Origin of the sequence: Streptomyces sp. NPDC096013 (assembly GCF_044763565.1) — a bacterium.
In the GTDB taxonomy this organism is placed as follows: domain Bacteria; phylum Actinomycetota; class Actinomycetes; order Streptomycetales; family Streptomycetaceae; genus Streptomyces.
Window position 1 is genome coordinate 59,322 of record NZ_JBIWGK010000022.1, and the last position, 22,261, is coordinate 81,582.

General features: G+C 70.6%; 21 protein-coding genes. 14 read left to right on the forward strand and 7 right to left on the reverse strand.

Annotated features, from left to right (window positions below; genetic code table 11):
• Positions 1–1,260: 1,260 nt before the first annotated feature.
• Positions 1,261–1,557, reverse strand: a complete 297-nt coding sequence (locus ACIRB1_RS42280) for an MTH1187 family thiamine-binding protein (RefSeq protein ID WP_403469325.1) — start codon at positions 1,555–1,557, stop codon at positions 1,261–1,263.
• Positions 1,554–1,898, reverse strand: a complete 345-nt coding sequence (locus ACIRB1_RS42285) for a DUF3817 domain-containing protein (RefSeq protein ID WP_403469326.1) — start codon at positions 1,896–1,898, stop codon at positions 1,554–1,556. Before ACIRB1_RS42285 ends, ACIRB1_RS42280 begins: the two co-directional genes overlap by 4 nt.
• Before the next feature lie 124 nt (positions 1,899–2,022).
• Here ACIRB1_RS42285 and ACIRB1_RS42290 point away from each other — a divergent pair, with 124 nt between their 5' ends.
• The 5 genes from ACIRB1_RS42290 (at position 2,023) to ACIRB1_RS42310 (ending at position 4,976) form a co-directional block, all read left to right on the forward strand.
• Positions 2,023–2,250 carry a hypothetical protein gene (locus ACIRB1_RS42290; RefSeq protein WP_403469352.1) on the forward strand — a complete coding sequence of 76 codons (228 nt, stop codon included), beginning with the start codon at positions 2,023–2,025 and terminating at the stop codon, positions 2,248–2,250.
• 78 nt (positions 2,251–2,328) lie between these two features.
• Positions 2,329–2,961: an AIM24 family protein gene (locus ACIRB1_RS42295; RefSeq protein ID WP_266776754.1), complete on the forward strand. Its 633-nt coding sequence runs from the start codon at positions 2,329–2,331 to the stop codon at positions 2,959–2,961.
• Between the two features lies 1 nt (position 2,962).
• Entirely contained in the window at positions 2,963–3,613 is a 651-nt protein-coding gene (locus tag ACIRB1_RS42300) for an AIM24 family protein (protein WP_403469327.1), read from the forward strand.
• Complete coding sequence (locus ACIRB1_RS42305) at positions 3,610–4,407, forward strand: AIM24 family protein (RefSeq protein WP_403469328.1); 798 nt, start codon at positions 3,610–3,612, stop codon at positions 4,405–4,407. Before ACIRB1_RS42300 ends, ACIRB1_RS42305 begins: the two co-directional genes overlap by 4 nt.
• A gap of 92 nt (positions 4,408–4,499) precedes the next feature.
• Positions 4,500–4,976: a MarR family winged helix-turn-helix transcriptional regulator gene (locus tag ACIRB1_RS42310; protein WP_403469329.1), complete on the forward strand. Its 477-nt coding sequence runs from the start codon at positions 4,500–4,502 to the stop codon at positions 4,974–4,976.
• 486 nt (positions 4,977–5,462) lie between these two features.
• Here ACIRB1_RS42310 and ACIRB1_RS42315 read toward each other — a convergent pair whose 3' ends face one another.
• The 3 genes from ACIRB1_RS42315 to ACIRB1_RS42325 form a co-directional block, all read right to left on the reverse strand.
• Positions 5,463–6,695, reverse strand: coding sequence for an MFS transporter (locus ACIRB1_RS42315; protein ID WP_403469330.1), 1,233 nt, complete (start codon positions 6,693–6,695; stop codon positions 5,463–5,465).
• 185 nt (positions 6,696–6,880) lie between these two features.
• Positions 6,881–7,837 (reverse strand): methylmalonyl Co-A mutase-associated GTPase MeaB, encoded by a 957-nt coding sequence (meaB, locus tag ACIRB1_RS42320; protein ID WP_352180567.1) that lies wholly within the window; start codon positions 7,835–7,837, stop codon positions 6,881–6,883.
• Positions 7,838–7,872: 35 nt separating this feature from the next.
• A complete protein-coding gene (locus tag ACIRB1_RS42325; RefSeq protein WP_403469331.1) occupies positions 7,873–9,075 on the reverse strand; it encodes an acetyl-CoA C-acetyltransferase in 1,203 nt (400 codons plus the stop codon).
• 149 nt (positions 9,076–9,224) lie between these two features.
• On the opposite strand from ACIRB1_RS42325, the gene mce reads away from it, so the two are divergent.
• From mce to ACIRB1_RS42360, 7 genes are all read left to right on the forward strand, one after another.
• Complete coding sequence (gene mce / locus ACIRB1_RS42330; RefSeq protein WP_352180569.1) at positions 9,225–9,665, forward strand: methylmalonyl-CoA epimerase; 441 nt, start codon at positions 9,225–9,227, stop codon at positions 9,663–9,665.
• Positions 9,666–9,874: 209 nt separating this feature from the next.
• Positions 9,875–13,723, forward strand: a complete 3,849-nt coding sequence (scy, locus tag ACIRB1_RS42335; RefSeq protein WP_403469332.1) for a polarized growth protein Scy — start codon at positions 9,875–9,877, stop codon at positions 13,721–13,723.
• A 184-nt stretch (positions 13,724–13,907) separates the two neighbouring features.
• On the forward strand, positions 13,908–14,843 hold the full coding sequence (locus tag ACIRB1_RS42340; protein ID WP_019073154.1) for a cellulose-binding protein: 936 nt from the start codon (positions 13,908–13,910) through the stop codon (positions 14,841–14,843).
• 248 nt (positions 14,844–15,091) lie between these two features.
• Positions 15,092–16,072 carry an ABC transporter ATP-binding protein gene (locus tag ACIRB1_RS42345; protein WP_352180571.1) on the forward strand — a complete coding sequence of 327 codons (981 nt, stop codon included), beginning with the start codon at positions 15,092–15,094 and terminating at the stop codon, positions 16,070–16,072.
• A gap of 1 nt (position 16,073) precedes the next feature.
• On the forward strand, positions 16,074–16,844 hold the full coding sequence (locus ACIRB1_RS42350) for an ABC transporter permease (RefSeq protein ID WP_352180572.1): 771 nt from the start codon (positions 16,074–16,076) through the stop codon (positions 16,842–16,844).
• A 113-nt stretch (positions 16,845–16,957) separates the two neighbouring features.
• On the forward strand, positions 16,958–18,271 hold the full coding sequence (locus ACIRB1_RS42355; RefSeq protein WP_403469333.1) for an ATP-binding cassette domain-containing protein: 1,314 nt from the start codon (positions 16,958–16,960) through the stop codon (positions 18,269–18,271).
• Positions 18,268–19,113, forward strand: a complete 846-nt coding sequence (locus tag ACIRB1_RS42360; RefSeq protein ID WP_352180574.1) for an ABC transporter permease — start codon at positions 18,268–18,270, stop codon at positions 19,111–19,113. Before ACIRB1_RS42355 ends, ACIRB1_RS42360 begins: the two co-directional genes overlap by 4 nt.
• A gap of 80 nt (positions 19,114–19,193) precedes the next feature.
• Here the strand turns inward: ACIRB1_RS42360 and ACIRB1_RS42365 are convergent, their stop codons facing one another.
• Positions 19,194–19,526 (reverse strand): ATP/GTP-binding protein, encoded by a 333-nt coding sequence (locus ACIRB1_RS42365; protein WP_352180575.1) that lies wholly within the window; start codon positions 19,524–19,526, stop codon positions 19,194–19,196.
• A gap of 221 nt (positions 19,527–19,747) precedes the next feature.
• Here ACIRB1_RS42365 and ACIRB1_RS42370 point away from each other — a divergent pair, with 221 nt between their 5' ends.
• Positions 19,748–20,776 (forward strand): LLM class flavin-dependent oxidoreductase, encoded by a 1,029-nt coding sequence (locus ACIRB1_RS42370; protein WP_352180576.1) that lies wholly within the window; start codon positions 19,748–19,750, stop codon positions 20,774–20,776.
• A gap of 78 nt (positions 20,777–20,854) precedes the next feature.
• Here the strand turns inward: ACIRB1_RS42370 and ACIRB1_RS42375 are convergent, their stop codons facing one another.
• Positions 20,855–21,247 carry an SCO5389 family protein gene (locus ACIRB1_RS42375; protein ID WP_019060740.1) on the reverse strand — a complete coding sequence of 131 codons (393 nt, stop codon included), beginning with the start codon at positions 21,245–21,247 and terminating at the stop codon, positions 20,855–20,857.
• Between the two features lie 286 nt (positions 21,248–21,533).
• Between ACIRB1_RS42375 and nucS the strand changes: the two genes are divergently transcribed.
• Positions 21,534–22,205: an endonuclease NucS gene (nucS, locus tag ACIRB1_RS42380; protein WP_352180577.1), complete on the forward strand. Its 672-nt coding sequence runs from the start codon at positions 21,534–21,536 to the stop codon at positions 22,203–22,205.
• The last annotated feature ends 56 nt before the right edge of the window (positions 22,206–22,261 follow it).

The window sequence follows — 22,261 nt, forward strand, 5'->3', positions numbered from 1 at the left end:
GCGAGTTGCCTCCGGCAGTGGGGCGGAGCACTTCCGGCAGTGGGGCGGACGCTTCCCTCTGCTGGGGGGGGCGACTCCGGCAGCGAGGCGGGGCGCTGTCGGCGGCGGAGCGGAGAGTTTCGGGCACTGGGGCGAGATGCCCCCGGCGGTGGAGCCGGGCGCCTCCGGCAGTGGGGCGAGGCCTTCCTGCACTGGAGCGGGGTGCTTTCAGCGATGAGGCGTGGTGCCGTCGACTGCGGAGCGGAGTCCTTCGGGCAGTAGGGCGAGGTGCCTTCGGCTGTGGAACTGCGCGCCTCCGGCGGCTGATCGGGGTGCCTCCGGCAGTGAGGCGGAGGCTTCGCCGTGCTGGAGCGCGGCGCTGTCGGTGGCGGAGCGGGGTGCCTCCGGCACCGGGGTGAGGCGCCTTCGGCGGTGGAACGGGTTGCCTCCGGCGGGGTGACGGCGGCTCTGGGCTCGGCGCGGAGCTCGGCGTTGGGGAGTGAGCACTGAGCTGCGGGGCTGCGGGGCTGCGGGGCGATAACTCCCCCACCGCGGAGGTCCTCACCGGCCCGAATTCGCCGTGGCAGACGAGTAGTTCGGGGAGGCGACGGACACTGCCAGGCCGGAGGCGCTGCTCGCGCGCCGGCGTTGGTCGTCCCGGCGGTTCCAGTGCGCGGCTACGGCGTCGTGATCGCGGACGCGCTCGTGCCGTTTAGGTCGACGTCATGGGCGATGGAGCGCGGCGAGGAAATGATCGCCGTGGTCCATGGCCGACCCGGCGTCAGCCGTTGCCCGCCCGCGGCGTTGAACACGCTGTGGTGCTCGCTGTGGTCCCGGCGGCGCGGGTGCGGGCTCGTCGGTGGGGCGAGCTGGCGCGCCGGGCGCGCTGCTGGGACGGTGGGTCTGGGCTAGGAACACAGGCTGCGATGCCGGGGCAGCGGGGCGGGGCCCGGAACACCGGAACCCGTGAGTCTTGCGGGTCCTTGGTTTCCCGGTACCCCCAACTCTTCCGGCTGTCCCCGCTCCCCCGCCCCACTCTGAAGCAATTCGCCCTACCCGAGGGGCCCGCATCACCCGAAGGGGACTCGCATCACCCGAAGGGGACCCGGCCTACCCGAAGGGAACCCGCTCCACCCGAAGGGAATGCACCCCACCGACGTGAACTCGCCCCACCCGGAGGCGACTCGCCCAGCCCAAGGGAATTCGCCCCCGAGGATGACTCGCCCAACCGACGGGAACCACCCCTGCCCGAAGCCGACCCGCCCCCGAAGGGAGCTCGTCCTACTCCGCCGCCAGATGCCGTTCGACCGTCTCCACCTTGGACGTGAGGCCGTCCGTCACGCCGGGGCGGATGTCCGCCTTGAGGACGACGGAGACGCGCGGGGCGCGGGACTCGACCGCGGCGACGGCGCGCTTGACGACGTCCATGACCTCGTCCCACTCGCCCTCGATGGACGTGAACATCGCGTCGGTGCGATTGGGCAGGCCGGACTCGCGGACCACGCGGACGGCGTCGGCGACGTACTCCCCCACGTCCTCGCCGACACCCAGCGGCGTCACGGAAAAGGCGACGATCATGCGTTCACGATCCCTTCCTGGCGGGCGCGGGAGGCGATGACCGCGTTCTCGGCCTCGCGCTTGAGCTTGCGCTCGGCGAAGAAGCCGCCTGTGGGCAGCACAGAGAGGACGAAGTAGAACGCGGCCGTCTTGGCACCCCACTTGGTCCGGTTCCAGGCGTCGGCCCAGAAGATGACGTAGAGGAGGAAGAGGACGCCGTGGACCATGCCCATGACGGGCACCGCGTTGAAGTCCGTGGTCCGCTTCAGTACCGAGCAGACGAGCAGGAGGAGGAAGGACACGGCCTCGGGGGCCGACACCAGGCGGAGGCGGCGGAGGGCGGTGGCGGTCTTGATGTCCACGGGTCACCTTCGGAGAGGGAGACGTCCACAGTTTGTGAACGCGAGCACAAACGTTCACCCATTGTGGCAAACGGCTGAGCGCGTCGAGACCGGGGGTCCGCAGCCGACGTTCCGGGGAGCGCCCGTGCGGTGCGCGTCCTGCACGACCCTGCCCCGGCGGAACCCCGGCCGGCCGGGGCAGATGTCCGCGACCGGCTTCGAGCAGCTGCACTCGAGCCCGTCGCCGGACCGGCAGACCGAGCTGGAGGAACGGCAGAGCGCCCTGGGCACCGCCGTCGTCCGGCTGAGGCTGACCGCGAACGCGCCCGCGACACCCCGTAGACCCGCCCTCAAGCCGTGGAACCGCCCTTAGGGGGACAGATCAGGGTCGTTCTCCACCCACGGGCCCTGTCCTCCACCGCACCCCTCCGGCTACCTTCGCTGCGTGGCGATGTTTCGACTCCAGGGCAGCAAGGTGCTCGCCGTCGACATGACCGGGGACGCCGTGAAGGCGAAGAACGGCTCGATGGTCGCGTACGACGGGCAGATGGCCTTCAAGAAGATGAGCGGCGGCGGTGAGGGCATCCGGGGGATGGTGACCCGGCGGCTCACCGGTGAGCAGATGACGGTGATGGAGGTGAGGGGGCAGGGGACCTGCTGGTTCGCGGACCGGGCCTCCGAGATCAACCTCGTGAGCCTCCAGGGGGACAAGCTGTACGTCGAGTCGAGCAACCTGCTGGCGACCGACGCGGGACTGCGGACGGGCACGACGTTCACCGGGCTGCGCGGCGCCTCGCAGGGCAACGGTCTGTTCACGACGACCGTCGAGGGACACGGCCAGGCGGCGATCATGTCGGACGGCCCGGCCGTCGTGCTCCGGGTCAGCCGGCAGTACCCGCTGACGGTCGACCCCGGCGCGTACATCGCGCACCAGGGGAACTTGCAGCAGTCCTTCCAGTCCGGTGTGACCTTCCGCACACTCTTCGGGGAGGGCGGCGGCGAGGCGTTCCAGATCCGCTTCGAGGGCGACGGCCTCGTCTACGTCCAGCCCAGCGAGCGGAACACAATCGCGGGGGACATCTGACATGGCGTTCACCGAGATCAACTCGAAGATGATCCAGGCCACGGTCATGCCGGGCCAGCGGCTGTACAGCCAGCGCGGCGCGATGCTCGCCTACAAGGGGGACGTCTCCTTCACCCCGAACATCCAGGGCGGCCAGGGCGGCGTCATGTCGATGATCGGGCGCCGCGTGGCGAACGAGGCGACCCCGCTGATGACCGTCGAGGGCAGCGGCACCGTGATGTTCGGTCACGGCGGCCACCACATCCAGATCATCAACCTCACCGGAGACACCCTGTACGTGGAGGCCGACCGCCTCCTCGCCTTCGAAGGCACCCTCCAGCAGGGCACGATGTTCATGGGCTCGCAGGGCGGCGTCATGGGCATGGTCCGCGGCCAGGTCACCGGCCAGGGCCTGTTCACGACCACCCTCCAGGGGCAGGGCTCGGTCGCCGTGATGGCCCACGGCGGTGTCTTCGAGGTCCCGATCACCCCGGGCCGCCCCGTCCATGTCGACCCGCAGGCCTACGTCGCCCACCACGGCGACGTACGCAACAAGCTGTCCGCGGCGCTCGGTTGGCGCGAGATGGTGGGCCGGGGCTCCGGCGAGGCCTTCCAGCTGGAGCTGAGCGGCAACGGCGCGGTGTACGTCCAGGCGTCGGAGGAGAAGCTGTGAGCCAGTACGCGGGGTCCGGCCCCACGGTCTACGACCCGATGACCCTCCCGGTCGACGACAACGTCAACAAGTACACCTTCTGCGTGGAGCTCAAGAGCAGCCAGTGGTTCCTCCAGAAGGGGAAGATGATCGCCTACTACGGCTCGATGGAGTTCAACGGCATCGGGCACGGGCGACTCGACCGACTTGTCCGTACGTCCTTCCATTCGCCTCTGCACGCGAGCGACTGGGTCGTGGCGGAGGGCTCGGGCAAGATGCTCCTCGCCGACCGGGCCTTCGACGTCAATTCGTACGACCTCGACGACGGCAACCTGACCATTCGCTCGGGCAACCTGCTCGCTTTTCAGCCAAGTCTCGCTCTCAAGCAGTCGATTGTTCCCGGCTTTCTGACACTCATCGGAACCGGAAAGTTCGTGGCCGCCTCGAACGGCCCGGTGGTGTTCATGGAACCCCCCATCAGAGTCGACCCCCAGGCCCTCGTCGGCTGGGCCGACTGCCCCTCCCCGTGCCATCACTACGACCACGGGTACATGACCGGCCTGATGGGCGGCCTACGTGCGATGACGGGCATCGGCGGGGCGTCCGGCGAGGAGCACCAGTTCGAGTTCGTCGGGGCGGGCACGGTGCTGCTCCAGTCGTCCGAGGCGCTGATGGCCGAGCAGGCCACGGGGGCTGTTCCGCACGAGCCCGGGGTACCCGGCGGGGGCGGGGGCTCCACAGGCCCCGCACAGCAAGCGGGCGCACCGCGCCTTCCCGGACAGCTGGGGGATCTCCAGCGTCGCTTCGGGCTGTGAGCGGTAGTCTGCGGAGTGTGACGTCGAACATGTGCGCGCCGTCACGCCACCCTCACTAGTTCGCCTTTCAACATTTTAGGTAGACTTCATTCATGGAGACCGAGACGGCCACGCGCTGGCTGACCGATGAGGAGCAGTGCGCCTGGCGCACCCACCTGGAGGTCAACAGGCTGCTGACATACCAACTCGAGAAAGATCTGCAGCCGTTCGGCCTGACGATGAACGACTACGAGATTCTGGTGAATCTCTCCGAGGCGGAGGACGTACGGCTGCGGATGAGCGATCTCGCCGCCGCCACGCTCCAGTCCAAGAGCCGCCTCTCGCATCAGATCACCCGAATGGAGAACGCGGATCTGGTCCGGCGGGAGAACTGCGAGTCGGACCGGCGCGGGCTGTACGCGGTGCTGACCGAGCACGGCCTGGAGACGATGAAGAAGGTCGCGCCGCATCATGTCGCGTCCGTCCGGCGGCACTTCATCGACCTCGTGACGCCGGAAGGTCTGTCGGAACTGAACAAAACGCTGAAGCCGATCGCGGACCACCTGCGAGGCCAACGGGGACGCCCCTGACCCCCCTGACGGGACCGTCTGGGGGCACCGCCCCCAGACCCCCGATCGCCCCTGAAGGGGCCTCGTCCTCAAACGCCGGACGGGCTGAGTACGCGCGGCCCGCGTTGGAGAGGCGCGGCGCGGCCTGATCATTGCCACCCCGTGCTGGAGAGACACCGGCCGGACCGCCTGCCGCCAGCACCACTGAACCCCGCCCCAAGCCAACCCCCTCAGGGGCGCGGGGAACTGCGCGACCAGCCACAGCGAGCCAGCACCCAAGCCACAACCCCCCGCACCAACAAGCCCCGCCCACGCCAACTCCCCAGGGGCGCGGGGAACTGCGCGACCAGCCACAACGCACCGGCAGCCAACTCACGACCCCCGGCCACCACCCCCGCACCACTGACCCCCCCAAGCCAACCCCCTCAGGGGCGCGGGGAACTGCGCGACCAGCCACAACGCACCGGCAGACAACCCACGACCCCCGGCCGCCGCACGCCAACCCCCTCAGGGGCGCGGGGAACTGCGCGACCAGCCACGACGCGCCGGCAGACAACCGACGACCCCCGCACCCCCAGCCACCACCCCGGCCACCACGAAACAGACCCCCAACGGCAGCCGCCCGACAAGCAGCCCCGTCACCACCGACCCACCCGAACTCCCCGCGTTCACCGCCATGTTGACCCACGCCCCGGCCTGCGTCCGCGCCTCCGGCACCGCGGTCTCGTCGGCGAGCAGATACGCCGTGGTCAACGCCGGCGCCACGAAGAACCCGGCACACCCCACCGCCACGGTGAGCGACCAGACCCCCGTGGCGAACCCGGCGGCGGCCAACGCCAGCCCGAGCCCCGCCGCCGCCCCGGACAACCGAACCCGCGCGGCCGTACGCCAGTTGACCGCCCCGTTCAGCAGTCCACCCACCGCACTGCCCGCGGAGAGCGCCGCCAGCACCCACGGCACGACGTCATCGCCGTACCCCCGCTGCTCCACGAACGCCATCACCAGCAGACAGGCTGCACTCAGCGCGAGCCCCGTCCCCCCGGCCACGACGACCGGGCCGAGGAGCCCGCGGACCCGGGCGAGCCTCAACTCCCGCCCTCCGCCCGCGGATACGCGCACTCCGGCCAGCGCCGGTGACATGACGAACGCGAGCGTCCCGGTGACGACGAGAACCGCGCTGAGCAGCACCCCGGCAGCCGGTGGAGCGAAGCCGAGCACCCCGCCGACCACCAACGGGCCGACGACGTAGAGGAGTTCCTCGGCGACCCCGTCCAGGCTGTACGCGCGCTGCAACAGCCCACGGTCACCCACGAGTTCGCCCCACACGGAGCGCATCGTGGGTCCCAGCGGGGGCGCGCACATACCGGTGAGCGCGGCCACGGCGCCGAGCACCACCTCCGGCGTCCCGGGGCTCCAGGTCACGGCCGCGAGGGCGCACAGGAGACCGCCGTAGAGGAGTGCCATGGGCGGGAGGGCTCGGCGGGGGCCGTGGCGGTCGACCAGGGCTGCGCGCAGGGGCAGGAGGAGGACGGTCGCGGTGCCGAACGCGGCCATGATCGTGCCGGCGGCGGCGTAGGAGCCGGTGGCGCGGACGACCGCGAGGAGGACCGCCGGGGAGACCATGCCGTACGACAGACGGCCGACGAGCGCGGCGGCGAACGTGCGGCGGGCGTACGGAACGTGGAGTACGGCGGCATACGAAGGGCACGCCGAAGTCGGCGTGGAGGAAGGCGCGGACATGCGAGAGGTTCCTCAACTGGAGGCAGGAGAAAGGGACGCCTGTGCGCCGCGCGACGGCGATGGGATGCGATCCGATCCGATGTGATTCGGTGTGATCGCTGCCGTGCGCGGGCCGGGCGGGCCCTATGCCAAGAGGAGGAACATGGGGTGAGCGTACCGGCCGGGTGTCGGCCGCCGCCATCGGATCAGCTCTGCGTGATGCCCTCGATCAACTCGTCCGCCGCGCGGTACGGGTCCAGCTCCCCCGTCACGATCCGCTCCGCGAGAGCGCTCAACCGGCGGTCTCCGTGCAGGTCACCGATGCGGGCGCGCAGGGCGGTGACCGCGATCGTCTCGACCTCGCGAGCCGCCCGGGCCGCGCGGCGCTCCGCGAGGACGCCGTGCTCCTCCATCCACGCCCGGTGCTTCTCCAGGGCCTCCACGACCTCGTCGATGCCCTCGGAGCGGGAGGCGACCGTCTTGACGATCGGGGGGCGCCAGTCGCCGGGGCCGCGGGACTCGCCGAGGCCCAGCATGTGGTTCAGCTCGCGGGCGGTCGCGTCGGCTCCGTCGCGGTCGGCCTTGTTGACGACGTAGACATCGCCGATCTCCAGGATTCCGGCCTTGGCCGCCTGGATGCCGTCGCCCATGCCGGGGGCCAGCAGTACCACGCTGGTATCGGCCTGGGAGGCGATCTCGACCTCCGACTGGCCCACCCCGACCGTCTCCACCAGGATCACGTCGCAGCCCGCCGCGTCCAGGACGCGGATGGCCTGCGGGGCGGACCAGGCGAGGCCGCCGAGGTGGCCGCGGGTGGCCATCGAGCGGATGTAGACGCCGGGGTCGGAGGAGTGGTCCGACATGCGGACGCGGTCGCCGAGCAGGGCGCCGCCGGAGAACGGCGAGGACGGGTCGACGGCCAGGACGCCGACCCGCCTGCCCTGCTTGCGGTACGCCGTGACCAGCGCGGACGTCGACGTCGACTTGCCGACGCCCGGCGAGCCGGTGAGGCCCACGACGTACGCCCCGCCGGTCAGCGGTGCGAGCGCCGCCATGACCTCCCTGAGCTGCGGGGAGGCCCCTTCCACCAGGGAGATCAGGCGGGCCACGGCGCGCGGCCGGCCTTCCCTGGCCTGGGCCACCAGCGAGGCGACGTCCTGCATCACGGCTCCGTTCCGTTACGAGAAGGTACTGCTGGTCAGGCCTTGGGTACCCGCACGATCAGGGCGTCACCCTGACCGCCGCCGCCGCACAGCGCCGCCGCGCCGACCCCGCCGCCGCGCCGCTTCAGCTCCAGGGCCAGGTGCAGCACCAGGCGGGCGCCGGACATGCCGATGGGGTGGCCCAGGGCGATGGCGCCGCCGTTGACGTTCACCTTTTCCGTGGACACCCCGAGGTCCTTCATTGACTGCACGGCCACGGCGGCGAAGGCCTCGTTGATCTCGATCAGGTCGAGGCTCTCGACCTCCAGGCCCTCCTTCTTGAGGGCGTGCAGGATCGCGTTGGACGGCTGCGACTGGAGGGAGTTGTCGGGTCCCGCCACATTGCCGTGCGCGCCGATCTCGGCGATCCACTCCAGGCCCAGCTCCTGCGCCTTGGTCTTGCTCATCACGACCACGGCCGCCGCACCGTCCGAGATCTGCGAGGAGGTGCCGGCGGTGATCGTGCCCTCCCTGCTGAACGCGGGGCGCAGCTTGGACAGGGACTCGACCGTGGTCTCCGCGCGAATGCCCTCGTCCTTGCTGAAGACGACCGGCTCGCCCTTGCGCTGCGGGATCTCGATCGGGGTGATCTCGGCCTCGAAGACGCCGTTCTGCTGGGCGGTGGCGGCGCGCTGGTGGGACAGGGCGGCGATCTCGTCCTGCTCGGGGCGCTGGATGCCGAGGCGGGTGTTGTGCTTCTCCGTGGACTCGCCCATGGCGATGTTCTCGAAGGCGTCGGTCAGGCCGTCGTGGGCCATCGCGTCGAGCATCTCGATCGCGCCGTACTTGTGGCCCTCGCGGGACTTGGGGAGCAGGTGGGGGGCGTTGGTCATGGACTCCTGGCCGCCCGCGACGATCACGTCGAACTCACCTGCACGGATGAGCTGGTCGGCGAGCGCGATGGCGTCGAGGCCCGAGAGGCAGACCTTGTTGATGGTGAGCGCCGGGACGCTCATGGGGATGCCCGCCTTGACGGCGGCCTGGCGTGCCGGGATCTGCCCTGCCCCGGCCTGGAGCACCTGGCCCATGATCACGTACTGCACCTGGTCGCCACCGATACCCGCACGGTCGAGGGCGGCCTTGATCGCGAAGCCGCCGAGGTCGGCTCCGGAGAAGGACTTCAGGGAGCCCAGCAGACGTCCCATGGGCGTCCGGGCGCCCGAGACGATCACCGAGGTCGTGCTGTTCGTTCCAGACATGAGGTGCGATCCCCTTCCAGCGTGTTTCAGCTGAGGAGTGAACGAGGGTTTACTTGAAATGTACTGAGCGGTAGTCCACCCCGTCATCGGGCCGTCGGTGTGATCGCGCGCACGTTGCGTAACCACCGCGCGAGCGCTGCACTACATACATGCTGACTCGAATCGACCACATCGGGATCGCCTGCTTCGACCTCGACAAGACGGTGGAGTTCTACCGGGCCACCTACGGCTTCGAGGTGTTCCACTCCGAGATCAACGAGGAGCAGGGCGTGCGCGAGGCCATGTTGAAGATCAACAACACGGACGACGGCGGCGCCTCCTACCTCCAGCTCCTCGAACCCACCCGCGAGGACTCCGCCGTGGGCAAGTGGCTGGCGAAGAACGGGGAGGGTGTCCACCACATCGCCTTCGGTACGGCGGACGTCGACACCGACTCCGCGGACATCCGGGGAAAGGGCGTACGCGTTCTGTACGACGAGCCCCGGCACGGCTCCATGGGGTCACGGATCACGTTCCTGCACCCAAAGGATTGCCATGGCGTACTGACAGAACTGGTCACTTCGGCGCCTGTTGAGTCACCTGAGCACTGACCCTCGTACATATGGGCCGGTAGGGTTGGGCTCGGTCGTCGCTCGCAACCAGGGCTACGGCATGCCGGGGTCCGGGTTTCGGGGGGCGAGCGTCGGGCAGCAGCCCATGCTCCGTCGTAGATCTGACACCATTCCCCGGGAGCACCGTTCGGCGGATGGACGGCGCTCGTTGGAGTAAACCGCGACCAGGGGACGGATGGGACCGCGCAGTGCGGGGCTACGAACGCCAGGAGCGAGAGCCGGCGGCTGACGTCGACCACCTCTCTCGGTTCGAGGCCGAGATGGAGCGGCTGAAGACCGAGCGGGAAAAGGCGATCCAGCATGCCGAGGACCTCGGCTACCAGGTCGAGGTGCTGCGCGCCAAGCTGCACGAGGCGCGCCGCACCCTCATGTCCCGACCGGCTTACGACGGCGGTGACATCGGCTATCAGGCCGAGCAGATGCTTCGTAATGCCCAGGTCCAGGCCGACCAGTTGCGGCAGGACGCCGAGCGGGAGCTGAGCCAGGCCCGCGCGCAGACCCAGCGCATCCTCCAGGAGCACGCCGAGCAGGCCGCGCGCCTCCAGGCGGAGCTGCACCAGGAGGCCGTGACCCGGCGCCAGCAGCTCGACCAGGAGCTCGCCGAGCGCCGGCAGACCGTCGAGTCCCACGTCAACGAGAACGTGGCGTGGGCCGAGCAGCTCCGCGCCCGCTCCGAGTCGCAGGCCCGCCGTCTCGTGGACGAGTCGCGCGCCGAGGCCGAGCAGGCGCTGGCCGCCGCCCGCGCCGAGGCCGAGCGGGTCGCGACCGAGGCACGGCAGCGGCTGGAGATGGACGCCGAGGCGGCCCGCGCGGAGGCCGAGCAGCTCCTGCGCCGCGCCCGCACGGACGCCGAGCGCCTGCTGAACGCGGCCTCCACCCAGGCCCAGGAGGCCACCGACCACGCCGAGCAGCTGCGCAGCTCCACGGTCAGCGAGTCGGACTCCGCCCGCCGTCAGGCCACCGAGCTGAGCCGGGCCGCCGAGACCCGCATGGCCGAGGCCGAAACCTCACTGCGCGAGGCGCGCCTCGAAGCGGAGAAGGTCCTCAGCGAGGCCAAGGAAGCCGCCGCCAAGGCCCTCGCGAGCGCCGAGTCGGCCAATGAGCAGCGCACCCGGACCGCCAAGGAGCAGGTCGCCCGGCTGGTGACGGAGGCCACCAAGGAGGCCGAGGCCACCAAGTCGGACGCCGAGCAGGTCGTCGCCGAGGCGCAGGCCAAGGCCGACAAGATCATCGCGGAGGCCGAGGAGAACGCGCGCAGCCTCACCGCCGAGGAGACCGCCTCCCAGCTCGCCAAGGCCGCCCGTACCGCCGAGGAAGTCCTCGACAAGGCGGCCGAGGAGGCCAAGAACACCACGAAGGCCGCCACCGAGGAGGCCGAGCGCATCCGCTCCGAGGCGGAGGCCGAGGCCGACCGGCTGCGCGCCCAGGCGCACGACATCGCCGAGGGCCTCAAGGGCGCGGCGAAGGACGACACCAAGGAGTACCGCGCCAAGACGGTCGAGCTTCAGGAGGAGGCGCGGCGGCTCCGCGGCGAGGCCGAGCAGCTGCGTGCCGACGCGGTCGGCGAGGGCGAGCGCATCCGCGCCGAGGCCCGCCGGGAGGCCGTCCAGCAGATCGAGGAGGCGGCCAAGACCGCCGAGGAGCTGCTGTCCAAGGCCCGCGCGGACGCCGACGAGCTGCGCCAGACCGCGACCACGGACAGCGAGAAGGTCCGCACCGAGGCCATCGAGCGCGCCACCACTCTGCGCCGGCAGGCCGAGGAGACCCTCGACCGCACCCGCAAGGAGGCCGAGCGGCACCGCGCGGAGGTCGTCGAGCAGTCCGAGGGCATCAAGGCGGACGCCGAGCAGGCCGCGCGCGAGCTGCGCGAGGAGACCGAGCGGGCGATAGAGGCGCGCCGCGAGGAGGCCGCCGAGGGCCTGCGCCGGCTGCACACGGAGGCCGAGGAACGGCTCGCCGCCGCCGAACAGGCGCTCACCGACGCCCGCGAGGAGGCCGAGCGGATCCGCCGCGAGGCCGCCGAGGAGACGGAACGCCTGCGCGGCGAGGCCGCCGAGCGCATCCGCTCCCTCCAGGCGCAGGCCGAGGCGGAGGCCGAGCGGCTGCGCAACGAGGCCGCGGCCGACGCGTCCGCGTCCCGCGCCGAGGGCGAGGCCATCGCCGTACGCCTGCGGTCCGAGGCGGCCGCGGAGGCCGAGCGGCTCAAGACCGAGGCGCAGGACACCGCCGACCGGGTCCGCACGGAGGCCCAGGCCGCCGCCGAGCGGCTGGCCACGGAGGCGTCGGAGACGCTGGCCGCCGCCCAGGAGGAGGCCGTACGACGTCGTCGTGAGGCCGAGGAACTCCTCGGGTCGGCCCGTGAGGAGGCCGGGCAGGAGCGCGAGCGGGCCCGGGAGCAGAGCGAGGAGCTGCTGGCCTCGGCGCGCAATCGCGTCGAGGAGGCGCAGTCCGAGGCCGTACGGCTGGTCGAGGAGGCCGACCGGCGCGCCACCGAGATGGTGTCGGGCGCCGAGCAGCACGCCCAGCAGGTTCGGGAGTCCGTCGCCGGGCTGCACGAGCAGGCGCAGGAGGAGATCGCCGGCATCCGCTCGGCCGCCGAGCATGTCGCGGACCGTACCCGGCGCGAGGCGCAGGAGGAGGCGGACCGGGTCCGCGCCGACGCGTACAGCGAGCGGGAGCGGGCCACCGAGGACGCCAACCGGCTCCGGCGCCGGGCGGCCGAGGAGACGGACGCGGCCAAGGCCCTCGCGGAGCGCACCGTCGCCGAGGCGATCGCGGAGGCGGAGCAGCTGCGGGCGGAGTCCGCCGAGCACGCCCAGCGGGTGCGCACGGAGGCGTCGGACGCGATCGCGCAGGCCGACCAGGACGCGGCGCGGGCTCGCGCGGACGCCCGTGAGGACGCCAACCGGATCCGTTCGGACGCGGCGACGCAGGCCGACACCCTGATCACCGAGGTGACGGCGGAGGCGGAGCGGCTCCAGACGGAGACGATCAACGAGGCCGAGCGGGTGCGGGCCGAGGCCGTGGCCAAGGCCGAGAAGCTCATCTCGGACGCGACCGGGGACGCGGAGCGGCTGCGCGCCGAGGCCGCCGACACGGTGGGGTCCGCGCAGCAGCACTCCGAGCGGATTCGCAGCGAGGCCGCACGGCTCAAGGCGGAGGCGGAGGCGGAGGCCGAGCGGGTCACCGCGGCGGCGCGCGAGGAGTCCGAGCGGACGCTGGACGAGGCCCGCAAGGAGGCCAACAAGCGGCGCTCCGAGGCGGCCGAGCAGGTCGACACCCTCATCACGGAGACTGCGGCCGAGGCCGACAAACTCCTCAACGAGGCCCAGCAGCAGGCGCAGAAGACGACGGCGGACGCCGAGGCGCAGGCCGACTCCATGGTGGGCGCGGCCCGCGCCGAGGCCGAGCGGCTGGTGTCCGAGGCCACGGTCGAGGGCAACTCCCGGGTGGAGCAGGCCCGTGCGGACGCGGACGAGCTGCTCGTCGGCGCGCGCCGGGACGCGACCGCCATAAGGGAGCGGTCCGAGGAGCTGCGCGACCGCATCACGGCGGAGATCGAGAACCTGCACGAGCGGGCCCGCCGTGAGTCGGCCGAGACGATGAAGTCGGCCGGCGACCGCTGCGACGCGCTCATCAAGGCCGCGGAGGAGCAGCTCGGCAAGGCGCAGGCGAAGGCCAAGGAGCTGGTGTCGGAGGCCAACTCCGAGGCGGGCAAGGTCCGTATCGCCGCGGTGAAGAAGGCCGAGGGTCTCCTCAAGGAGGCCGAGCAGAAGAAGTCCACGCTGATCCGCGAGGCCGAGGAGCTGAAGGCGGAGGCGATCCGCGAGGCCCGCCGCACGGTCGAGGAGGGCAAGCGCGACCTCGAGGTGCTGGTCCGTCGCCGCGAGGACATCAACGCCGAGATCTCCCGTGTCCAGGACGTCCTGGAGGCGTTGGAATCCTTCGAGGCCCCGACAGCGGCCAAGGACGGCGGGGTCAAGGCGGCGGCCACGGCGGGCGCGACTCGTTCGGGTGGCAAGTCTGTTGAAGGTTAAGAAGACCCTGTGAAGTTCGGGGGGTTCTGGGGCCTTTGACCGAGTCTTTGGCAAGCGGTCCGACGGTTAGCCACTCAAAAGGGGTGTCATTCTCCAGATCAAACACGCATCCGCTCGATGACACACCGCTTCGGCCCCTAGGATTCCACCTATCACCTCACCGGTCTCATTCGACAGGAACCCCATGAGCGACACTTCCCCCTACGGCTTCGAGCTTGTGCGGCGTGGGTACGACCGCGCTCAGGTGGACGAACGCATCTCGAAGCTCGTCTCCGACCGTGACAGCGCTCTGGCCCGTATCACCGCTCTCGAAAAGCGCATCGAGGAGCTCCACCTCGAAACGCAGAACGCCCAGGCCCAGGTCAGCGACGCGGAGCCGTCGTACGCCGGTCTCGGCGCGCGGGTCGAGAAGATCCTCCGCCTCGCCGAGGAAGAGGCCAAGGACCTGCGCGAGGAGGCACGGCGCGCGGCCGAGCAGCACCGCGAACTCGCGGAGTCCGCTGCCCAGCAGGTCCGTAACGACGCAGAATCGTTCGCTGCGGAGCGCAAGGCCAAGGCGGAGGACGAGGGCGTCCGGATCGTCGAGAAGGCCAAGAGCGACGCCTCCCAGCTCCGTGGCGAGGCTCAGAAGGACGCCCAGTCGAAGCGCGAGGAGGCCGACGCCCTCTTCGAGGAGACCCGCGCCAAGGCCGCGCAGGCCGCCGCCGACTTCGAGACGAACCTCGCCAAGCGTCGCGAGCAGTCCGAGCGCGATCTGGCGTCGCGTCAGCAGAAGGCCGAGAAGCGCCTCGCGGAGATCGAGCACCGCGCGGAGCAGCTCCGGCTGGAGGCCGAGAAGCTGCGGACGGACGCGGAGCGCCGCGCCCGTCAGACGGTGGAGACGGCTCAGCGCCAGGCCGAGGACATCGTGGCCGACGCCAACGCCAAGGCCGACCGCATCCGTTCGGAGTCCGAGCGCGAGCTGGCCGCCCTGACGAACCGTCGCGACAGCATCAACGCTCAGCTGACGAACGTGCGCGAGATGCTCGCCACCCTCACCGGAGCCGCGGTGGCCGCCGCGAGCTCGCCGGTCGAGGACGAGCCCATCTCCCGCGGGGTTCCGGCTCAGCAGTCCCGGTAAGCAAGCGTTTGTCACACGGCCGAGGCCCGCATTCCCTCACGGGGTGCGGGCCTCAGCCGTGTCCGCGCAGCAACGGCAGGTAGACGTCGTCGACGATCCCGACGAGGGTGGGGTCGGCGACCGGGTCGAGGGAGCCCGCGCGAGTCGCGTTCGCCTGGGCGACGGCGTTCACGGTTGTTGCCTGCCTCGTCGGACTCTGTTTGCCCGTTCGGGTGGCATCCGCCGAACGGCGGTCTTAGCGTGGCCGCATGATCGAGCTCGAGGGGCTGACCAAGCGGTATGGCGACAAGGTGGCGGTCAACAACCTGACCTTCACCGTCAGACCCGGCATCGTCACGGGCTTCCTCGGCCCGAACGGCGCCGGCAAGTCGACGACCATGCGGATGATGCTCGGTCTCGACCGGCCGACCGCCGGTGACGTGCGCATCGACGGCCAGCACTACGACCATCTCAAGGACCCGCTGAAGTACATCGGCGCCCTCCTCGACGCCAAGGCCGTGCACGGCGGTCGCAGCGCCTTCAACCACCTGCTGTGTCTCGCGCAGAGCAACGGCATCTCGAAGGCCCGGGTGCACGAGGTGCTGGACACCGTCGGGCTCACCTCGGTGGCGAAGAAGAAGGCCAAGGGGTTCTCGCTCGGCATGGGGCAGCGGCTCGGCATCGCGGGCGCGCTGCTCGGCGACCCGGAGATCCTGATGTTCGACGAGCCGGTCAACGGTCTCGACCCCGAGGGCATCCACTGGATCCGCAATTTGATGAAGTCCCTTGCCGCGCAGGGCCGTACGGTCTTCGTCTCCTCGCACCTGATGAGCGAGATGGCGCTGACGGCCGATCACCTCGTCGTCATCGGCCAGGGCCGGCTCCTCGCGGACACCTCGATGGCGGACTTCATCCACCAGAACTCGCGGTCGTACGTCCGGATCCGCACCCCGCAGCGCGAGCGGCTGCTCGACGTGCTGCACCAGGCCGGGATCACGGTGGTCGAGTCCGGCAGCGGGGCCCTCGAAGTGGACGGCGGCAAGTCCGAGCAGATCGGTGAGCTGGCCGCGTCGCACCAGCTGGTGCTGCACGAGCTGAGTCCCCAACAGGCCTCCCTGGAGGAGGCGTTCATGCAGTTGACCGCGGAGTCGGTGGAGTACCACGCGCATTCCGACGCACCTCCCACCGCGGTTCCGGCCGCGGCACCTGCTCCGCGGCAGGGCTGGGGCGACGGCTGGAAGAAGGGCTGACATGGCGGCGACCCAGGTCATCCGCTCGGAGTGGACCAAGATCCGTTCCGTCGCGTCGACGGTGTGGACGCTCTCGCTGGCCCTGGTGGTGACGATCGGGCTCGGCATGCTGATCTCGGCACTGTCGAAGAGCCAGTTCGACGACATGAGCGCCAAGGACAAGCTGTCCTTCGACCCGACGTTCATCAGCTTCGCCGGGATGAGTCTCGGGCAGCTCGCGATGATCGTGTTCGGGGTGCTCGTCGTGTCGAACGAGTACAGCACCGGCATGATCCGCACCTCGCTCGCGGCCGTACCGCAGCGCGGCACCTTCCTGTTCAGCAAGATCGCGGTGGCCACCGGGCTCTGCCTCGTCGTCGGCCTCGTGACCAGCTTCGTCACGTTCTTCCTCGGGCAGGCGATGCTCGGCTCGCACAAGGCGGAGATCGGCGATCCGGGCGTGCTGCGCGCGGTGATCGGCGGCGGGCTCTACATGACCCTGATCGCGATGTTCTCCATGGGCGTCGCCTCGATGCTCCGCTCGCCGATGCTGTCGCTGGGCATCCTGATGCCCTTCTTCTTCCTCATCTCCAACATCCTCGGCAACGTCTCCGCGACGAAGAAGATCGGCCAGTACCTGCCCGACCAGGCCGGCAGCAAGATCATGCAGGTGGTCACGCCGGTCGACGACTCCTCGCCGTACGGACCGTGGGGCGGCTTCGGGATCATGGCCCTGTGGGTGCTCGCCTCGCTGGTGGGCGCCTACGTCCTGCTGAAGCGCCGGGACGCCTGACGCGGAACGTTGCTTTACTTTCTCTTGGGCGGAACCGTCAGCGCCCCGATATCCTCCTAACCCTTACGGGGGCGTGTGCCCTGCTGTCCTGATCCTTTCGATGGGTGCGGAGCATGATCGAGGCTGTCGGCCTGACCAAGCGCTACGGCGACAAGACCGCCGTGTACAACCTTTCCTTCCAGGTGCGGCCCGGTGCCGTCACCGGCTTCCTCGGGCCCAACGGCTCGGGCAAGTCGACGACGATGCGCATGATCCTCGGCCTGGACAACCCCACGTCAGGACAGGTGACGATCGGCGGCTTCCCCTACCGCAAGCTGCCGAACGCGCCCAGACAGGTCGGCGCCCTCCTCGACGCCAAGGCCGTGCACGGCGGCCGCAGCGCCCGCAGCCATCTGCTGAGCCTGGCCCAGCTCTCGGGCATCCCGGCCCGGCGCGTGGACGAGGTGCTCGGGGTCGTGGGCCTCCAGGACGTGGCGAGAAAGCGCTCCAAGGGCTTCTCCCTCGGCATGGGCCAGCGGCTCGGCATCGCCGCCGCGCTCCTCGGCGACCCGCAGGTCCTGCTCTTCGACGAGCCGGTCAACGGCCTCGACCCCGAGGGCATCCTCTGGGTGCGCAACCTGATGAAGGCGCTCGCGGCGGAGGGCCGTACCGTCTTCGTCTCCTCGCACCTGATGAGCGAGATGGCGCTGACCGCCGACCAGCTCATCGTGATCGGGCGCGGACAGCTCCTCTCCGACATGAGCGTGCGGGACTTCATCTCGGCGAACTCCGCCGACTTCGCCCGCGTGCGCACCCCCGACACCGAGCCCCAGCTGCGCGAGAAGCTCACCTCGGCGCTGACCGAGGCCGGCGGCCATGTGATGCCCGAGCAGGACGGCGGGCTGCGCGTCACGGGACTGCCGCTGCCGCGCATCAGCGACATCGCGCACGACACGGGCGTACGGCTGTGGGAGCTGTCCCCGCATCAGGCCTCGCTGGAGGAGGCGTACATGCGGATGACGCAGGGGGCCGTCGACTACCGCTCGACGATCGACCAGAAGGCCGGTCTGATGCAGCAGCTGCCCCCGGGCGCGCAGCCGCCGATGCCGGTACCGGGCCAGGGCCAGCCGGGCTGGTACGCGCCGCCGTCGCCGCAGCACGGCGGCCAGCCCTTCGCCATGGGCATGCCCCCGGCGAATCCTTACGGCGCCCCGAACCCGTACGGCGCCCCTGCGGCGCCCGGCGCTGTGGCACCGGGCCCGTACGGGCCTGTGCCGCCCCTGGTCCCGCAGACGCCCGCACAGCCGCCCCAGGCCCCGGCTCAGGGTGCCCCGGCGGTGCAGGCCCCGGCGGCCCCACCGGCTCCGGCCGCGGACGCGACCCCGGCCCCCGCCGCTCCCGCCCCCTCCCCCGCCGCCGACCTGACCAAGCCCGAGGACGCCCGATGAGCACGCCCCAGCCCCCGATGCCACAGGCAGCCGCGCCGTACGCCGGGTACACCTCGCCGATCCCGGTGGTGCGCACGCATCTCGGGCACGCGCTCGCCTCCGAGTGGACGAAGATCAAGTCGGTGCGCTCGACGCTCTGGACGCTCGGCGTGTTCGTCGTCCTGGTCATCGGCATCGGCCTGCTCGCCGCCGTCGTGGTCAGCAACTCCTCCTCGGAGCTGAACGGCGACAACCCGCTCTCCTACGGCTTCTTCGGCCTGCTGCTGGGCTGCATGTGCATCATCACGCTCGGCGTCCTGACCACCGCCTCGGAGTACGGCACGGGCATGATCCGCACCACGATGACCGCCTGCCCCAGCCGCGGCCGGGTCCTCGCGGCGAAGTCGATCGTGTTCTTCGCCGTCGCCTTCGTGGTCACGCTGGTGTCCTCGGTGTTCATCGCCTTCGTGGACGTCTCGCTGCTGGAGAGCAACGGCGCGAAGGACCCGTCCGCAAGCGAGTGGCTCAAGGGGACGGTCGGCGTCTCGCTCTACGTCGCCCTGCTCGGGCTGCTCTCGCTGATCATCGGCTCGATCATCCGGCACTCGGCGGGCGCGATCACCGTCATGATCGGCGCGGTGCTCGCCCCGCTGGTCATCGCGCTGTTCATGTTCTCGCAGTCCCTGGAGGGCGTACGCCAGAAGCTGTTCGAGTACTCGATCCCGAACCAGCTGAGCGTCTTCTACTCCAACTCCCTCACGGACTCCGGCCCTTCGGGCTGGGACCCGCTGTGGATCATCGTCGGTGTGACGGCCCTGGTGTTCGCGGGCGCCGTCGCGCTGCTGGAGAAGCGGGACGTGTGAGCCGTAGGACGGGCTAGATCGTGTCCGCGAAGTCCCGTCGTCCGCCCGGAGGGAGGCAGGCGGGACTTTGCGGACACGGCCTAGAACCTCGGCGCGTTCCTGGACCGCTGCACCCGTGTGGTGCGGCGGTCCTTCGCGTTCCAGCAGGCCTTGTGCCAGTGGCGGCGGTCGTCCACGCCCGAGTGCTCGGGCCAGGCCACGACGTGCGGGACGGCGGACGGGATCTGCTGGTCGCAGCCGGGGCAACGGTACGTCTTGCCCTCCGCGCTCGCCCCGGCGACATGGCGCACGCTCCACTCCTCGCCCCGCCACTGCTCCGTGGACTGCCAGCCGCCGTAGCGGCCCGCGCGGTCGTCGTCGGCACTCTGGCCGGCGGAACCGGACTCCTTGGGTCGGTTGCGACGCGGGGACACGGGACACCTCACGGGGCTATACAGGAGGCAAGGGCTGTGTCCAGCGTACGTGGCGCGGACAGGGGTACGCGAAGGGCATCAACCCGCACAAGTCCCCCTCGGGGCCGCGCATTCTGCAGACAATCCGCAAATCTCTTTGCCAGGCCGTGTCCTCGGCACGTGTCGGACGGTTATGCCCGGTGGGGGAGCTCCGTGTCGGAGCCAAGGAAGCAGGAAGTGCCATGCGCGTCGGAAGTTTTGTGTTGGCGGCCCAGTTCCCGGGGCAGGGCCAGGGGGAGGCACTGCACCGCGCGGTGCGCTCGGTCGAGATCGCGGAGGAAGCCGGTCTCGACACGGCCTGGCTGGCCGAACACCACTTCGTGCCCTACGGCACCTGCCCGTCCGCGGTCACCCTGGCGGCGTTACTGCTGGGCCGGACCCGCCGCATCCGCGTCGGCACCGCCGTCAGCGTGCTGCCCACCGTCCATCCGGTCGCCCTGGGCGAGCAGGCCGCGCTGCTGCACGTGACGAGCGGGGGCCGCTTCTCGCTGGGCGTGGGGCGCGGCGGCCCGTGGGTCGACCTGGAGGTGTTCGGCGCGGGCCTCGCCGCGTACGAACAGGGATTCCCGGAATCACTCGATCTGCTGATGCGCTGGCTGCGCGAGCCGTCGGTCGCGGGCACCGGCGACCGCTTCGCGTTCCGTGAAGTACCCGTCGTACCAAGGCCGTCGGAGGCGCTGTCGGACACGCCTGGCCCCGAGGTCGTCGTCGCCTGCACCTCACCCGCGAGCGTGCGGCTGGCGGCCGAGCGGGGCCTGCCGATGCTGCTCGGCATGCATGTCGGGGACGAGGAGAAAGCCGAAATGGTCGCCCTGTGGCGGCAGTTGGCCCGGGCGGCGGGCCGTCCGGCGGAGGAGATCAGCGGCGTGGCCCACGTCTCGGCCGGCGTCTGCCAGATCGCGGACCGGCGCGCCGACGCCGTGGAGGCGCTGGTGAAGGCGATGCCGGGCTGGCTGCGGCAGGGGCTCGGCGCCCATGTCACGGTGGACGACCGCGAGCGCCGGATGCGCGACCCGCTCGCGTACACCGAACTGCTCTGCGGGCTGCACCCGGTGGGCACCCCGCGGCTGTGCGCCGACCGGCTCGCGGCGACCTCCGAGCGGACCGGCATCTCCCGCTTCGCCCTGCTCGTCGAAGGCTCCGGAGACCTCGCGGCCACCGAGGAGAACGTACGGCGGCTCGGTGCCGAGGTGCTCCCCCACCTCGGCTGACCGGACCGCGGGGAGCTTGCCGCCCCGTACAGAACACCTCCCGCGCACGGAGCGGCAAGCAGTGCGCCGTCCGCCGCGTCAGCAGTCCCTGAACTCCGGGGACTGGTTCAGCAGCTGACTGCGCACCGAGGTGAAGCGGGCCAGCGTCTCGTCCACCGAGCCGTCCAACGGGAACACCGCCACCCGATGGCAGTTCTGGAAGGCCAGGCGTACACCGAAGTGCCGCTGCAGCGCGCCGCGTATCGCGTCACTCGCGAGCGCACGCAGCAGCTGACCGCGTGCCTGCTCGTCCGGCGGCGGCGTCTGGTTGTCGGCGAACGCACCGCCGTCGACCTTCAGCTGAGCCACCAGGGAGCTGATCATCTCCCATGCGTAAGGCAGGGAGGTCCGGACGCAGTCGACGAATTCAGCTTCGTCGACCTCGCCTCGCTCGGCCTTTTCGAGTAGGGCCGGTGAGACGTCGAGCGACATGGGTTCTCCTCTCGCACCCCCAACACGCAGGGGTTGCCGGACAGATGAGGGAGACCGCGCTTGCGAACACGCTGCGTACACGTCTCGCGACCTCCCGTTTATACGGTAGGCAACGGAGGATGGCGGCACCAGGAGAATGCGTACATAGGGAACTCCCAATGGGCCCACAATCGGCCACTAATGAACAAGGGGCGTCACGGGTCTTCCAGGACAACAGGGGCGGCGCCCGGGGACGGCGGGTGGGCGAATCGCGTGGACCCTCGCCCGTCGAGTAGCGTTGCCGACCATGCGTCTCGTCATTGCCCGCTGTTCCGTGGACTACGCGGGCCGGCTCACCGCCCACCTTCCCTCCGCCCCCCGTCTCATCCTGGTGAAGGCGGACGGCAGCGTCTCCATCCACGCGGACGACCGGGCCTACAAGCCCCTCAACTGGATGTCGCCGCCCTGCACGCTGAAGGAGGGTTCCGGCGACGAGGACGGCGTCTGGACCGTCATCAACAAGGCGGGCGAGAAGCTCATCATCACGATGGAGGAGATCCTCCACGACTCCTCGCACGAACTCGGCGTGGACCCCGGCCTGATCAAGGACGGCGTGGAAGCGCACCTCCAGGAGCTGCTCGCCGACCGCATCGACACCCTCGGCGACGGCTACACGCTGATCCGCCGCGAGTACATGACGGCCATCGGCCCGGTCGACATCCTGTGCCGGGACGGCGAGGGCCGGACCGTCGCCGTCGAGATCAAGCGGCGCGGCGAGATCGACGGCGTGGAGCAGCTCACGCGCTACCTGGAGCTGTTGAACCGCGATCCCCATCTCGCCCCGGTCCGCGGCATCTTCGCCGCCCAGGAGATCAAGCCCCAGGCGCGCGTCCTGGCCACCGACCGCGGCATCGGCTGCGCGGTCCTGGACTACAACGCCCTGCGCGGCATCGAGGACGACAAACTGCGGCTGTTCTGAACAGACGTCGGCGGACACCGACCTCACCCCGCCGAAAAGGGCCGGTTCCGATCATC

Coding starts and splice junctions, on each gene's coding strand:
- ACIRB1_RS42280 (WP_403469325.1), bottom strand. CDS start 1,557: ATGATCGTCGCCTTTTCCGTGACGCCGCTGGGTGTCGGCGAGGACGTG.
- ACIRB1_RS42295 (WP_266776754.1), top strand. CDS start 2,329: ATGTTTCGACTCCAGGGCAGCAAGGTGCTCGCCGTCGACATGACCGGG.
- ACIRB1_RS42300 (WP_403469327.1), top strand. CDS start 2,963: ATGGCGTTCACCGAGATCAACTCGAAGATGATCCAGGCCACGGTCATG.
- ACIRB1_RS42310 (WP_403469329.1), top strand. CDS start 4,500: ATGGAGACCGAGACGGCCACGCGCTGGCTGACCGATGAGGAGCAGTGC.
- ACIRB1_RS42315 (WP_403469330.1), bottom strand. CDS start 6,695: ATGTCCGCGCCTTCCTCCACGCCGACTTCGGCGTGCCCTTCGTATGCC.
- meaB (WP_352180567.1), bottom strand. CDS start 7,837: ATGCAGGACGTCGCCTCGCTGGTGGCCCAGGCCAGGGAAGGCCGGCCG.
- ACIRB1_RS42325 (WP_403469331.1), bottom strand. CDS start 9,075: ATGTCTGGAACGAACAGCACGACCTCGGTGATCGTCTCGGGCGCCCGG.
- mce (WP_352180569.1), top strand. CDS start 9,225: ATGCTGACTCGAATCGACCACATCGGGATCGCCTGCTTCGACCTCGAC.
- ACIRB1_RS42340 (WP_019073154.1), top strand. CDS start 13,908: ATGAGCGACACTTCCCCCTACGGCTTCGAGCTTGTGCGGCGTGGGTAC.
- ACIRB1_RS42345 (WP_352180571.1), top strand. CDS start 15,092: ATGATCGAGCTCGAGGGGCTGACCAAGCGGTATGGCGACAAGGTGGCG.
- ACIRB1_RS42350 (WP_352180572.1), top strand. CDS start 16,074: ATGGCGGCGACCCAGGTCATCCGCTCGGAGTGGACCAAGATCCGTTCC.
- ACIRB1_RS42355 (WP_403469333.1), top strand. CDS start 16,958: ATGATCGAGGCTGTCGGCCTGACCAAGCGCTACGGCGACAAGACCGCC.
- ACIRB1_RS42360 (WP_352180574.1), top strand. CDS start 18,268: ATGAGCACGCCCCAGCCCCCGATGCCACAGGCAGCCGCGCCGTACGCC.
- ACIRB1_RS42370 (WP_352180576.1), top strand. CDS start 19,748: ATGCGCGTCGGAAGTTTTGTGTTGGCGGCCCAGTTCCCGGGGCAGGGC.
- ACIRB1_RS42375 (WP_019060740.1), bottom strand. CDS start 21,247: ATGTCGCTCGACGTCTCACCGGCCCTACTCGAAAAGGCCGAGCGAGGC.
- nucS (WP_352180577.1), top strand. CDS start 21,534: ATGCGTCTCGTCATTGCCCGCTGTTCCGTGGACTACGCGGGCCGGCTC.